The sequence below is a fragment of the Paenibacillus sp. sgz302191 genome (assembly GCF_057749925.1).
Genome location: NZ_JBYLHY010000011.1, coordinates 1 through 14,875 on the forward strand (window position 1 = coordinate 1; position 14,875 = coordinate 14,875).

General features: G+C 38.7%; 10 protein-coding genes. 9 read left to right on the plus strand and 1 reads right to left on the minus strand.

The window, feature by feature from the left end; all coding sequences use genetic code 11:
• Positions 1–463: 463 nt before the first annotated feature.
• The 6 genes from AC3G2T_RS17200 to AC3G2T_RS17225 all read left to right on the plus strand — a co-directional run bounded on the left by AC3G2T_RS17200 (position 464) and on the right by AC3G2T_RS17225 (position 11,440).
• Entirely contained in the window at positions 464–2,368 is a 1,905-nt protein-coding gene (locus AC3G2T_RS17200) for a fibronectin type III domain-containing protein (RefSeq protein ID WP_488436294.1), read from the plus strand.
• 45 nt (positions 2,369–2,413) lie between these two features.
• Positions 2,414–3,250 (plus strand): hypothetical protein, encoded by an 837-nt coding sequence (locus AC3G2T_RS17205; protein ID WP_488436295.1) that lies wholly within the window; start codon positions 2,414–2,416, stop codon positions 3,248–3,250.
• Positions 3,247–8,466 carry an RHS repeat-associated core domain-containing protein gene (locus AC3G2T_RS17210; RefSeq protein ID WP_488436296.1) on the plus strand — a complete coding sequence of 1,740 codons (5,220 nt, stop codon included), beginning with the start codon at positions 3,247–3,249 and terminating at the stop codon, positions 8,464–8,466. Before AC3G2T_RS17205 ends, AC3G2T_RS17210 begins: the two co-directional genes overlap by 4 nt.
• 633 nt (positions 8,467–9,099) lie before the next feature.
• Positions 9,100–9,822 (plus strand): DUF3238 domain-containing protein, encoded by a 723-nt coding sequence (locus AC3G2T_RS17215; protein ID WP_488436297.1) that lies wholly within the window; start codon positions 9,100–9,102, stop codon positions 9,820–9,822.
• A gap of 55 nt (positions 9,823–9,877) precedes the next feature.
• Positions 9,878–10,300 carry a hypothetical protein gene (locus AC3G2T_RS17220; RefSeq protein ID WP_488436298.1) on the plus strand — a complete coding sequence of 141 codons (423 nt, stop codon included), beginning with the start codon at positions 9,878–9,880 and terminating at the stop codon, positions 10,298–10,300.
• Between the two features lie 156 nt (positions 10,301–10,456).
• Positions 10,457–11,440, plus strand: a complete 984-nt coding sequence (locus tag AC3G2T_RS17225) for a phage lytic cycle repressor MrpR family protein (protein ID WP_488436299.1) — start codon at positions 10,457–10,459, stop codon at positions 11,438–11,440.
• Positions 11,441–11,764: 324 nt separating this feature from the next.
• Here AC3G2T_RS17225 and AC3G2T_RS17230 read toward each other — a convergent pair whose 3' ends face one another.
• Positions 11,765–12,349: a TetR/AcrR family transcriptional regulator gene (locus AC3G2T_RS17230; protein WP_488436300.1), complete on the minus strand. Its 585-nt coding sequence runs from the start codon at positions 12,347–12,349 to the stop codon at positions 11,765–11,767.
• Positions 12,350–12,532: 183 nt separating this feature from the next.
• Here AC3G2T_RS17230 and AC3G2T_RS17235 point away from each other — a divergent pair, with 183 nt between their 5' ends.
• From AC3G2T_RS17235 to AC3G2T_RS17245, 3 genes are all read left to right on the plus strand, one after another.
• Entirely contained in the window at positions 12,533–13,045 is a 513-nt protein-coding gene (locus AC3G2T_RS17235; protein WP_488436301.1) for a hypothetical protein, read from the plus strand.
• An 89-nt stretch (positions 13,046–13,134) separates the two neighbouring features.
• A complete protein-coding gene (locus AC3G2T_RS17240; RefSeq protein WP_488436302.1) occupies positions 13,135–14,133 on the plus strand; it encodes a hypothetical protein in 999 nt (332 codons plus the stop codon).
• A gap of 101 nt (positions 14,134–14,234) precedes the next feature.
• Positions 14,235–14,744 carry a DUF402 domain-containing protein gene (locus AC3G2T_RS17245; protein ID WP_488436303.1) on the plus strand — a complete coding sequence of 170 codons (510 nt, stop codon included), beginning with the start codon at positions 14,235–14,237 and terminating at the stop codon, positions 14,742–14,744.
• The last annotated feature ends 131 nt before the right edge of the window (positions 14,745–14,875 follow it).

A 14,875-nucleotide genomic window follows, 5' to 3' on the forward strand; every position in this document is an offset into this window, starting at 1 on the left:
ACTTCCCAACCTGTCCCTAAATTCAAAGCTCTATTAAAAATATCGTTTTCCGTCATCCCAGATATCTCCCTTCGGGGTTCTATTACAAGGATTGACGGCTTATTGTCATGCTAAACTGGGAAGAACCTACTTTTTTCTATTCTAAAATGTATTTATTTTTTCAATGTCCTTGTTAATCAGGCTCTGTGTTAGGAGGCGAATGCATAGTCAAGTGACTCGGTAGGAACTCGGCACTTCGCTATTCAACAGGCTGAGGATGTCATACAAATGACATTTCACCACAGGTTAGTTGGAATTGATATCGTCCAGATTTCATTAAAACAGGGTAAGTTAGAGACATTCTTAAATTGTGAATTGATGCGGTAAAGTAAGGGATTAACACTTCTTAATATGAATTTGAAGTAACTCTATGGTTGTTCCCAGTAAACTTTACTTCTGACTAAAAGAAAAGGGAGATATAAAATTGAACTACAAATTGACTAATATTGCTTTGATCATGAGTTTTTTTACAGTATTATGTTTTGGAAATGTTAGTGTTCTCGCAAATTCTACTGGAACTTATAATACTTTTGAAGAATTAGGTAATGTAGATTTAGTTAGTAATAGTATTTCAAACCAAGTATACTCAATCCAACAGACTGACGCTAATAAAGTTAATACTCCTGCTGTAATCAATAATGTTTATGGTGATTTTGGTTACAATTCACATAAAAAAGACTTCAAAGATTTATCTGAAGATGAAATGCACAATATTGAAATGTATCATACTTTAAATGATTTAAAAAACAAGGCAAAAAAGCTTGGGAATCAAGAGCTTTATAATAAGATTACACGGAGACTTCAATCAATTCAAAATAAAAATGAGTTGCAATATAAATTACCTTTAGAACAAGTAAAACAGATTAAGTCTCAAAAAGGTAATACGATACCATCATTTATACATAATTATTTTTCAGGTAGAGAAAAAGCAATGAATCAAGGAATCTCTGATGAGTATAGCCATGCGATAACAGAATTCACAGATCAACTCGAGCGAGCAAAGCAATCCAATATAGTATCTATTTCCTCATCCAGTAGCATTTTAGATTTGGATAGTACATATTCAATAGACTTACCGGCAAAGACACATGGTTGGTATGCATTCACTCCTACTATATCAGGTTCTTATTCATTTGTTACAGGAATAGAATATGGACTTGGGCATGCATATGATACGGTATTATCCATTCGAGATGAGAGAAATACAGTTCTTGGATATAACGATGATGCTTATCCTGGTACAGTAAATTCGGAAGTCACAATAGACTTACTGGCAGGTCATGATTATTCCATTGAAATATACGGCATTAATAATTCGGAAATTCATTCGAATTTATCTGTTTTTCATGGAATAACTCGTACGTCTCCACAAAATATAACGCTAAATAATAAACCCAATTTTGCTGAATATCAAATCGCGTTTGATAGAGCGGGGGATTACACTTTCTCTTGGATGGATAATACAGGAACTAGCAGTATAAAGATCGGAACTGAGCCGGATGCCTCAAACAGTCTTTTCAATACCCTAGATGAAGGTTTTTTTCCTGGGGATGTTTTTACTCTAAATATTAATGCAGGTACGATTTTGTATCTCATGGTATGGGATGATGGCGGAGATAAGTTTACTTTACTTAATACATCCATAAATATTACACCTCCTCTGGAAACTGATACCACTCCACCATCTTTAATGCTTACCGCTTCGACCACAGCACCAACAAATCAAGCTGTGACCATTACCGTCAATGCAACAGATAATGTTGGAATAGTACAAACGAATTGGGCAAGCGGAAATCAGTCCGTAAAATACTTTGAAACGGGTGGTGGAACCTCGCTTACTGGCAGTACCTTTGCGGTAACGGCAAACGGAACGTATACAGTATGGACAAGGGATGCGGCGGGGAACCAGGTGGTGCAGACGATCAGCATTAATAACATCGACACCACTTCACCGACAGCACCATCCAAATTACTGGTAACAAGTAAGACATCCAACTCTTTAAATCTATCTTGGACAGCCTCAACAGATAATGTAGGAGTTACAGCATATAAAGTATATAACGGAAATACACTTGTAGATTCAGCAACCACTACTAGTTATGTAGTTAAGAACATAACAATTAACACTCTTTACGCCCTGAAAGTAACGGCGTTAGATGCAGCTGGGAATGAATCAAAAGCAAGTAATGCAATCTATATTTATACAGGAAACTATCAATATCGTTATGATGCTTCTGGAAGAGTCGATTACATTCAACTCTCGTCAGGACAAAAATTAAAATATACTTACGATGCAAATGGAAATTTACTTAATATCCAACTTCAATAATCAGAATCAGTCAAACTCACTTTCATACATTGGAGGTCAATTTAAATGAAAAAACAAAGAAAACTCATTGCTATCTCGTTATGCTGCGGTTTACTTTTCTCAAGTTTTGCTTCGATTTCTACGGGATTTGCTGCTGATTTGATAAATAAAGTTTCGGGAGGAGCAGCGCAAGATCAAAGTGTAAGTCATGAAAAACAAATCGCCCCTCCTGAAGAGAAAGTCGTAACCACACAAAATGCCTCGGGGGAACTGCCTGCAACAGTTCCATCCACAGACGCGGAGAAATTTCATAAACCAGACAAGTACAATTTTTCTAATGAAGATGTTCAAAAATTGCTGAATGAAGGATATTCTGCCGACGATATTGTAAAAGCAGATGATTTAGGAAATCAATTGGATGTTGATCCCAAAACTATTTTGGAGGACATCAAAAAGAACCCTAGACCATGGAAGCAGTTAGAAAATGAAATGAAGTCTGTGAAGTTTGCACCCTTGATTGAAAAGTTGGAGAAGAAACATCCAGAAGAGGCAAAAAAACTTAAAAGCCAATTTTTTACCGCTGAAGAAAAAGTTTCATTACTGAGCTTGGTCGATCAGCATCAAGTTCCTTCCATGGATGACATCGTTCAAAAATATAAAAAGGATGGCAAACGAGCGATTGATCAGGCCGTAGAAGAAAATAAATTCTATGGTAAGGTATCTAAGGAAAAAATGGAGAAATATCAACTCACAGATGAGGATGTACAGTCCCTTCGCCTAACAGATGAACAATTGGAACAAATTGAAGGTTCAGATAAGCGGGGAAAAAGCAATGTAGAAACATTTTTGAAAAATAAAAAGCAAGCGCACGTACAGCCTGTAGGAGGTAAAACGTCGAAATGATCAGATGGATACTCCCTAAAATCAGAATACTTAGCGCCGTATTATTTGGATTATTATTCTCACAGTCGGCTTTTGCGAGTACTTCACTTGGTCCTATCCAAACTCAGCTTAATGGAATTGATACCCCAAAAGCCATTAATGAAAGCAACAAGCCTTTTTTATCCGATCGGCAAAACCTAAGCGAATCTATTGATCCCCAAAGTGGATCTTTAACCCTGAGTCAGACAGATTTTCAATTGCCGGGTAAAGATGGACTAGATTTGTCGCTAACGCGAATTTACAACTCTTCTCAAGCGCAACTTGGAGCCATGCAATCTAGTTTTGATTTGACAACCAATGCGACAGAAAATTACTTGATACAGCATTATTTTGATTATTACTATTCTGGCTTTACTTCGGAAGGTCGTTGGACGGAGAATCAAGCAGGCGGATTTAAAACACAAGCTCTTGCGATGGCAGCTTGTGAAGCATATAGCAAAGCGCGTCCTGTTTATCAAAATTATCAGTGCCATACGCACATTGAAAATGGAGGTTCATATAGTAGTGATTATATATCCGGGGAAATATTCCAGCTGCCCAATGCAACCTACACGGATTACTTCAATTGGAACAGTGTAGCTTCGTCTACCAGCTATGTAAGATCTAGATATGATTTGGGAGCAGGGTGGTCTTTCGGATTTCCATCTGTAGAAATTGTGAACTCTCAATTTGGGATTACAGGAGAAGAGCACTATTATAACACTATTAATTATTATTATCATGATGGCACAGGGGCAAGTTACCAGGCATTTGCTCCGAAAATGACTGGGTCAACCAACTTAGCCAATTACCCTCAAGATAATGTGAAGTTTGATCGGAATGCGGGAACGTATAGCAATGGACAACTAAGTTCAGCTTATGTGTTCGTCGATGCGACCCAGCGTAAACAGTACTTTTCATCCGACGGTCGTGTTCTCGGCATCGTCGACCGATTCGGTAACGAAATCAAATTTACATATGTTGATCGAACCGTAAACGGAGCGAGTTATCCATATATCTCGCAAATTGTGGATAGTATCGGGCGAAAGCTCACATTTAATTACGATAACGCCATCAATAACGCTACGTTTGCTGGAGATAACATTACGGTGACTGTCTCAGACCCCGATAATACCAAAACGGAGAAAATCGTATATACCAAGTATCGTGATGTTGTGAATGGTCGCTATGAACCGAAATTATGGAGAGTTACGTTAGCCGCTGATACTCCTGACGCCACTAGTATGTACTACGACTACGAGCTCAAGACACAACGTTTTCGGTATGATGTCAAAGATTTATCATCACCAGCCAGTGTTCCACTAGAAGCCCTGACGAAGGCTACCTATCCAAATTCCGCAACTCATTATCAATATGAATCCGTATCGCGCAACTTGGGCAGCAGCGGTTTATTGGATGGGTTTCGCATCACGGCGAGATATGATTCTGAATTACGCTATACTACAAGTACGAGTAACTGGGCAGAGAACGGCGATTTCAACCATGTGAATTATACGTATACTAACGATGAAACCGGTTATCCGTCCTATAGTTCAGAAAGCTCGTTGCCGTCAAGTTATCAATTTAGCTCAACAGCTACGGTAGCAGACAGCGGTTTAAAAACGATCAGCACGTTCAATGGACTAAAGCAAACGATCAAAACAGAAACGGACGCAAGCAACGGGGAAAAGAAAATTACAAGCAACCTGACGTTTCATCCTACATTTACGTTCAACCCAACAAGGACAGAGTATGATGAGTATGCGACGAATGGCACGTCATACAATGCCTTGTACGTGGACAAGTCGTATACCGCTTGGGGAGGACTTGAATCCATCACGCAGCCGATGACGCTTACGGATATCAACACGACTGCAACCAAACAGTTGTATACGACAAGTTATACGTATACGGACACGAATTTTAAATACTTTTTGAGCGGGAAAAGCTGGTATCAAAATGCAGCGACGAAACTAACGGAAAGTAAGACCTATACGTCAACAGGCAGAATTTCAACGGAAACGAATGCTAATAATGAAGTTGCTAATTATGCCTACAGTACGCTTTCGAATGGCAGCTTCCAAGTTGATGTAACAAAAACGCTGGAAAATGGGAAAACGGCAAAAACGACGACCATATATGACCCGACTGCAAAAATGGCGTACCCGACAAAAATTGCAAGCTTCTATACGGATGATACGGGTGCAGTAAAGGAAACGAATATTACTCGCACGTATGATTTATTGTTTGGGCTCATAAAGACAGAGACAGATGCCAACAACCAGATCAAGACCTACAAGTACGATCATTTGGGAAGAAATATATCCACGCAGCTGCCAAACTTCAAAGGGCAGGATGGAATCAGTTATGCGACAGAGCAAAAGACGGAATATGCGTTCAACCAATATGATCCTGCTTTTGATGCGACGAATCAGAACTTAAGTACGGCGAAAGTAAAAACATATACCAATATTACTAACTTTGACGCGGCTCAAAATATGAATGTCACGAGAACCTACAGCCAAGCGATTGTCTTCTATGATGGCTTTGGGAATGCCATTTTACAACAGCAGTATGATGACAGCAAGAATCGATGGATTCCTGGGGCGCAATATCACTATGATAATTTAAAACGCCCCAACTATGTAATTGATGCTATGAACAACGTCAATACAGCAGCTTATGATGCATGGGGCAACTTGGCGGAAAGTACAGATGCATTCGGTAATCTCTACCATGTAGACAGGGATATGTATAACCGCAAACAGACAAGTTTCTTCGTCGCTCAAGGTAATATTGCAGCATATCGTGCGAATCCAGGCAGTGATAGCGTGAAAGAAAATGTGCTGAATGTAAGCTACGATCAGTATGGTAGAACATCCACCCGTTCGGCTTATCCGAATTTCCCAGATCGAACCACCAATCTGGTTTCGGAAACGTATGGATACGACATTTCAGGCAACATGACGAGCTACAAAGACCCGAAAGGCAACCCTACGACCTATGTTTTTGACAAGCTGAATCGCTTGTATCAAGTAAAAGATGCGCTGCAGCAAACGATCACGTACAATTATAATTTATTGGGAAGTCTGAAGAACTTCCAACAAACCGATGGCACGCAAACATGGACGACATCGAAGGATTATGATGAAATGGGACGGTTAACGAAGAAAACCGATCCAGCAGGAGTAGCAGAATCGTATAAATTTAACCAGCTCGGACAAGTCACCCAACATACGGATGCGAACCAAGGGACGTTTGGTTATTCCTACAATGAATTAGGTCGCCAAACGACAGTTAGTGGCGGAAGCTCCAACTTTAAGACCTATTTTGGAAGCAATCCGTTTGGCGCGGCGAAGGTGGAAGAGTACACGGGAAGCGCTTTGCTTCGTACAGCATCTTTTGGTTACACATCAATGGGACAACTGCAAACTAAATCGATCAGTAACGAAGGCTTCTCGAATACATTGACGAACCAGTATGACGCGACAGGCCGCACGGTGAGCGTCCAAGATCCGTTCAGCTACATGACGCAATATACGTATAACAAAACGAGACTGGATAAAGTGCAAACGAACGGAAGCACCGCCGCGTATACGTCGGATGCACAGTATGCGCAGTATAGCTATAATCCAAATGGTTCCTTAAGCTCCATCACCTATCCGAAATTAAGTGACGGCACTTATTTAAAAACGAGTTATACTTACGATAAGATCAATCGTTTACTGAGTGTAACGAATACAAAAGGGACAACGGTTTTGTCTTCATTTAGTTACATGTATGATCCGAACGGTAATATCCAAACGGTGACCGATAGCAGCGGAACGACAACGTATGTTTATGATGAACTCAACAGGTTAAAAGCGATAAATAGACCCGGCGGGAATAAAGTAAATTATACGTATGATGCTCGCGGAAATCGCCAGACTTTGCAGGATAGTACATTTACTGTAGACATGAGTGAGGTCAATTACTCGTACAATGTATGGAATCAATTGACTCAGGCGACAACGGGTTCAGGAACAACCAGCTTCCAGTATGGTCAAGATGGATTACGAATCAAGAAAACATCACCGGCTGATACGACCCGTTATACATATAACTTGACAGGAAAGGTCATTGCGGAATCGGATGCAACCAATGTGGCCAAAGCGAACTACGTATGGGGAACAGATCGTTTGCTTGTGAAAAATGACCGTACAACAAATGCTCAATATTACTATTTATATAACGGACATGGCGACGTTGTGCAAATGGTGGATGCGAGTGGTAATATCCAGAACAGCTATTCGTATGACGAGTGGGGGAACATTCTTAACCAGACAGAAAATGTAAAGAACTCGTTTAAATATGCGGGTGAACAGTATGATGCTGAGACAGGGCTTTACTATCTACGCGCGAGATATTATGATCCAAGTGTAGGACGGTTTATAAATAAAGATACGTATGAGGGGGATATTACGAATCCGCTTAGTTTAAATCTTTATACGTATGTGGAAAATAATCCGTTGAAATATCTTGACCCGACAGGTCATAGAAAAGATTCTGATAGCGATTATGTAGCTGGTTTAGTACAAAGTTATACGGATGAGTACAATAGATTAAATGAGAGGGAATCTATCTTAAAATCTTGTACGGTTGATACTATCTGTAAAGCAAACCAATCCGCCATTGAGGAGATAGAACTGTTAAAGGGTGGATTGGAACAAATGGCAGATGCTGTAAGAGTAGCATACTATAGGCTTCATGGAACGGCTCTTCCGAGTGATATTAAATACAAAGACTTTGCTATCCCAACTCCTAATTTTACTGATAAAATTAATAATATTATGACAACATATGAAAATAAGTATAAGGATTATGCAGGAAGTCATAATGCAACAGATACACTTAGTACATTTATAAATATAGTTCAATCAGGAGGAGAGTTGGATTTAAAACGTCAGCCAGACTTCAAATCAACTTCCTACTTCGTTTATTCAGATGAAATGTACAGAAAAGATGATGCAGGGAATATGGTTTTTGGTTATTTTGGAAAGGTTTTTGGTTACTCCGATAATTTTCTTCGTGGTGGGGCTGGGGCTTATCAAATTTATACTAAGACATCAAATATTAGCTGGTATTCAAGCAATTTTGATGACCCGAGAGACCAATTTATGATTAATGTGGGCATATCAATCTATAATAGTAGGCATTAATTTTCGGGAGGGTTTATGAATTATATTTATAGATTACAGACAATTCCCATCATTCAGCTATTACTAAGCATAATTCTTATCGAATTAATGCTCAATTACTCTGAAGCTTATACTGCAATAGGGATAATTGTAGAAAGTATTTGTTTCACCGCCCTGAATTGTATTCTAAGCTATTTTTTTTCAAATGGTTTGTGGCGTTCGTTTCTCATCGTGTTACTCTGTTTTGTTCTGTATATTGTAATTTATGCTGTGATTCTCATCAGTATTGGTTCTCCTGGGGAACATGAGGATCCAAACTTGGGCGGTGGATTACTGATAATAGTAGCTATTCTTATTAGTTCAGGAAGTCTAGTAATCGGGAATATAATTGGGATTATACTAAACAAGTTATATAAAAAGTCTTAATTCAAAAACACCCCCTTTTTTCAACCACAATGCGAACAAACTTTGCGTTGTGGTTTTTTTCTGCCGCGGCAACACTAAACACAGCAAATAACCGCTCAGAGAGTATGAGCAGCAACAATACTCATAAAAGTAAAATATATAATCTCCATCTCATATCCACAAAAAAGAACCGAGAGCGCATCGCCCAATGTCATTAAGTTAGCTTAATGGCAAGACCGGGAATAAAAAATGGAATGCGAAACGGCATGGGAAAAGCCCCTGTGCCGTTGTGAGTTAGAGCATTTAACAGATCTCTATAATAACACCTCAGACTCTGCTGCAAGAACATCAATTCATCTGGCGGCTGACTACTTACGATTAATAGGGGATAATAACCGAAATTATACAGTTATTAGGATTAATGTGTTTATACCAGTTGCAACAGTCACTTCACCAGACTGCTTTTGCAGACAAGCTGTAGGAGATAATAGAGGTTATGATGAAAATGCAACTTCATCAAGACTATCTCAAGTAATTATTGTGAATACCGATTCAGGCTCCTCAATGACTGCGAACTATGTGGGGACTAGTTATATGACTAGCAATGTATTTGGGGGATCAGCGACTTCGGGTACAGCATCAAATGCTGGAATGAGTGCAAGAGCAGGTAAGGATGGAAGCTCAACTGTCGTAAATGCCGCAGCCAACGTAGCAGATCCCATAACTTATGGATATGCAAAATGGGCTACCCCAAAAATTGACTATAATGCTACAATTACTATTAATGATTCAAGTATGAGTATATCAGGAAGTCATAACAAATTTCCTGCGTATGAAGCGTATGGATCAATAAACGGCGGAAATTTTACCGCATTATCCCAGTATATGCCATCAACCTGGACTATTCCGGGAACAAATGTTAATCCGGGAATTTTAGATTTATACGATGTTTCAGGTATGGTGGGATGGTAAAGAGGGGAATTTTCCCCTCTTCATTTACTAAACGATAGAAAGGGTGTTGAACCTCTTGTATTTGAAAAGGAAATTAGCGGGGGCATCTGCTACTGCTACTATATTTGTGATAGTTGCGGGGATTTATCTCTACTTCAACACTTTTTCATTAATGAATTCTTTTGCAGCTATGGTTACGTTTTTTATTGCTTCTTCTCTCATTATTTATTCTTATGGTATTATTTCATCCCTATTAATTGATTGGATCTTAAATTTATTTAAGTCAAACAATAAGATAGTTTCTGGAGCGCTACATATTATAGTAGGAGTTCTGTTCCCCCCATTCCCCAACTATATTGGTGGTGTTGTAGCAGTAATTTATTTTTTCAGCATGATAAAATTACAAGAGAGATGGCTCGGCAAAATTGCTTTAATCCCGCCATTAATTATTGCAGGAATGTTATGCATATTGATAGTCATTATCTGGATGCATCATTGATAGATAAGTTTAATACAATCCATACTATTCCTTCCTCACCTCAAGCGAGCAAACAACTCTCTTGGGGCTTCTTTTTGTCTGCCGCGGCATGACATTTTGCAAATTCAATAATGCATGGTATTATAAAAATAAAATATGTTAAAAGAGTTGATATTCATGGCAAATGTTATCTATGAAGATCGAATGTTCAATGAAGAAATAAAACGAAAATTCATGATCCAGTATAACGAGGGTAGTCAGAAAGTCATACATCGTTTGTTTAAGGTAGCAGCTTCAATCGAATATACACTCAATCAGGATTTATACTCGTTCAATGAGAAGCAACTTATCCATTATTTCTCTCTGCTTATGCCAAGTACCGAGCATTCGTCTAAGAACAATGTCCGATGGATTGATTTGTATATACGGTGGTCAATTGCCATGGGGTACTGGAAAGAAAACAATCCGCTTGATGGAGTTTCCACAGAATGGAAAGAACAATTTATTCGTCGACGTAACAAAACGCTGTGGACTGAGGATGAAATTGTTTCAATTATGAATCGATGTGTCAATGCACAGGATGCGGTCGTTGTCTCTCTGATTTTCAACGGTGTATACGGGAAACAATACAGCGAAATATTAAATCTTACCAAGGACGATATCGATACGGAGAATAGTCAGTTACATGTAGTAGACGACGCTGGAAACGAGTCTAGAATCGTGACGGTTTCTGAAAGTTGTATCCGCTTATGTGACAAGGCGCTTCATGAAACTTATTACGTAAAGAAAAACGGTAAAGCTGTCAATAGTAAGGCTCCTACAGCGCAATTAACCGAAAGTAATTATGTTATAAGACCCGCGATTACGCAAACTAAAAATATGGATCGAGCGGATAAGCACACGGTTCATCGGAGAATTGCCATGCTTGCGGAAGACATTGGTGAGATGGATCTCATTCCACGAAATGTTGCTTATTCGGGCATGCTGGCTATGCTGCACAAGTTTTATTTACAGGAAGGCGCGATTACGAAAAAAGCCTATCCTCGTATTTTGAAGCAATTCGGCATTGCTGGAAAAGCTGGAGAAAATCAAACTCTGTTCCGACTCCGGCATGAATTTTTGAATGAAGAGAAGATGAAGGAGATGTACCCCAAGTCTTGATTCTTCTCCGAAACAATAAAATAAAAAAAGTTAAAAAAATATCTTGACTTGAACATGCACAATTTGTTAGGATAAACTTACCAGCAAGGGGAAAGTAAGAGAGGATGATAGGGAGATTTTGCCGAAGGTTACTCTTAATATTAAACGTAAAATATGTTAAATTAAAAAAAGTTAATTAAATTGAGGCGATCTTCGATCATGTTTATTTCCTCCTAAAAAGTTCAGAACTATTATTCAGACTAATCGGTCTGAAAAGATGAAAAAATAAACGCCTAAGCGTTCATTTCGCAAGTCCAACCAGAGAACCGTGATCATGTGATGCCATTAATCCATAATTTTTAATGTCGTACGCACTAGCTCTTGCAGCACTTCCGCGCTGGCACCGCTCTTAGCCGTGAAGGTCAGTGACAGGCGAGAATAATTCAGAAAACGGGCCAAGCCGGGTAATTCCTCTTCGGCATGCCGAAATTCACCATTATTGCGTCCGCGTACGAGCACTTCGTGAAAAGCGTCCTCCATTTGCTTGGTGCTGGCCTTTATAAATGCTGCAATTTCATGATTTTGTGGTGCCTGCTCGATTGCGCTATTGATAATAAAGCATTCATTGCGGCGTTCCTCGTCTGTTAGTACCTGAACGGCTTCTCCGAAAAGTTGTTCCAAGCCCTGCCGCACACTGGTGCATTCATTCAACAGTTTGATGCCAGCCTCTGTTTTCTGTTGAACATAAAATTTCAGCGCTGAGACGAATAAATCATGTTTGGTTCCATAGGTATCATATAAACTTTGCCGCGCTATATTTAGCTCGTTTAACAGTAAGGTTAATGAGGTGCCTTCATAACCGTAGGACCCGAATACAGCTGTTGCTTTTCGGAGAACACTTTCGGGATCAAACTCCTTGGCTCTTCCCAATTTCAGACCTAGCCTCCTTTCGTATGATATACATCATACACATTCTAGACTGATCAGTCAATAAAACGGTGCGTTGATTTTTGGCTAATTCTCATCTATGTCACGCTCACAACTTAGCAGGATATGGAAATGGCATTGGCGAATATAGAGTGGTGAAATCATTCAACTAACCCGGAGGTTAGCATGAAGGCTTGTCCAACTTGTAACAGTGACAAAATAAAACAAACAGATTCTATTTTAACCAGAATATTATTATCTATTTACATATTTTTAACCTTCCTATTTTTTATCGGAGGGATTAATTATGAAGCATTATTTGCTTTGATTCCTTTAGTTTTTCCCTATGTGAGCACCTGCCTCAATTGTAACAATACTTTTCTTAGAATATTACCTGAATGGAATAAAACAAGTAGTGTAGATATGTACCTATTAGCAATCTTACCTTCAATACTTATGATTACATTATTAATCGCGTATTTTCCTAACACTGGTCTTGGTAGAATTATTTACTTACCGTTTATATTTCTTTTAAACAGCACAGTATTAGTTATTAGTTTTATAAAAACAAGATATTTGAATCGCGCTGCTTTTGTTTCTGGGGCAATACTGTTAACATTACTTTTTACAATAATATTTTATCCTCAAGAGAGCAGTCCACATGTTTTAAAGCAAATTTGGGATGCTATCTTTGGCTAGTTCCTGCTAGGGCTAATGAGGAAAATGCGCGGCAGGTTTTGCTGGAACAATTTGACGATGATCTATTGGAAAAGTGATGGTGAAATTGAATGAACGAATTTCAAACAAGACTACGTAAAACAACAGATCGTTCGGCTGCTAGTCAATCTAATGTTGATTCTCTTCGTAGTTTAATTTCAAATACCCACCTCTTACATAAGACAATTGGCAATCAAGCTGTACAGCGAATGGTTAAAAATGTTGTCTCTGGTGCTGGTAGTGAAGTTTATGTTCAACGCTTGATGACGAATGTAGAGTTTGATGATGTTACAGATCCTTTGAATCCTACTATTAGCAAAGTAAGTATTGAAAGAGGTGAAGGAACAACAGGAGGTGCTCATAGTACGGCATTTGTCGTTTTTGAAGATGCTGCGATTCATGCTGTGCACGGGAAAAGTTTTCAGACAGCGATCATTGCACTTCTTGATCTTTGTGATGCGATTAAAGAGCTTCCAAATTATACAAAGGCAGGTGCAATAGAACAAGGACAACTAGACGCGGCAATTGCTAACATAAATAACAACAACGATTATTCAAACCCTGCTACTGTTTCCGACCTTCGTAAAGGATCGGTTGTTCAAAATCTAATTAAGGAGTATATATTGCTTAGAAATAGCTTGCCAAATACACTGATTCCCAAGATTAGCGGCACGAAAGCGAAAGGTTCTTCAAAAAACGAAAAAACCGGTGCAAACGATATGAGTTCAGCAAATGATTCATTTGGGCGGGCAGAAAAAAACACTGGTGGAAAATTCACAAAACAATTTCAATCAGGTTTATGGCAGACTTTCGATGAGAGGATCTTGCCTGAATATGATACTAAGTCGACAAAAGGTGAATATCTAAATAAAGTAGCTCAACAATTAGCCAATCATCTTATGTCTTGTATTCAAGCCTATCCTGAAATACCTGATGATGTTCGTGAAAAATCATCGCAGTTCCTGGCTACTAAGGCTATTTTGCATTTAAGTAGGATTTATAGTAAGTTCTCTTTGAGCACCCATGCGGAGAAAGCATTATTTGATAAGATTCAAGCTTACTTTAAGTGATGCTTTTTGTGGATGTACGAATATCATGATAGGGTCAAGAAAGCTATAGCATGGGCTAAGAAAGGTGAAAATTCATATGATAATCATGATTAGGTTCAAGCATGAATAATCAACAGATCTCTATCCAAGCAATGAAATACGGAAATCGTCTGCATTATAAATGGAATACTCGACTTCTAGAGAAGACAAGCACGTATATGGTTGTACTTGGCGAGCAAGGAAGGCAATTGCACCATTTTACTAAGCAAAAAATTTTTACTATGGAAAACTGGACCATAGAGTTCTTTTCGTCGGAATTGTGGTTTACGGTTAGTGCTGATGTTGTAGATGGGGAAATTAATCAGTACTACTGCAATATCAATCAGCCTGCCCAAATCAACGGAAATGTTGTGTCTTTTGTGGATTTAGACCTTGATCTAGTCCAGAGAAACGGAGAGTGGAAGGTTGTTGACGAAGATGAATTTGAAAGTAATGCAATAAAATTTTCATACCCGGATGAATTGATTCAGAGGGCAAAACAAGAATTGGCTCATTTAAAGGAACGCATCCAAAATAGGGACTTTCCATTCGACGGTACCATTGAACGCTTTATTGAACGAATACCCAAATAAACGAAGTTCCGCCGCTGCGATGTATAATCGGTATTGATGTCGGAATTTTAATATCAATAAGTCGGGATATTACAAGGATTTTATTATAATATAAAATGTAAGCGCTTCAAAGGATATACCATCATAAAATC

Bases quoted from the DNA above. Each gene is read 5' to 3' on its own strand.
- AC3G2T_RS17225 (WP_488436299.1), top strand. From the start codon at position 10,457: ATGGCAAATGTTATCTATGAAGATCGAATGTTCAATGAAGAAATAAAA.
- AC3G2T_RS17240 (WP_488436302.1), top strand. From the start codon at position 13,135: ATGAACGAATTTCAAACAAGACTACGTAAAACAACAGATCGTTCGGCT.
- AC3G2T_RS17245 (WP_488436303.1), top strand. From the start codon at position 14,235: ATGAATAATCAACAGATCTCTATCCAAGCAATGAAATACGGAAATCGT.
- AC3G2T_RS17210 (WP_488436296.1), top strand. From the start codon at position 3,247: ATGATCAGATGGATACTCCCTAAAATCAGAATACTTAGCGCCGTATTA.
- AC3G2T_RS17205 (WP_488436295.1), top strand. From the start codon at position 2,414: ATGAAAAAACAAAGAAAACTCATTGCTATCTCGTTATGCTGCGGTTTA.
- AC3G2T_RS17235 (WP_488436301.1), top strand. From the start codon at position 12,533: ATGAAGGCTTGTCCAACTTGTAACAGTGACAAAATAAAACAAACAGAT.
- AC3G2T_RS17215 (WP_488436297.1), top strand. From the start codon at position 9,100: ATGGAATGCGAAACGGCATGGGAAAAGCCCCTGTGCCGTTGTGAGTTA.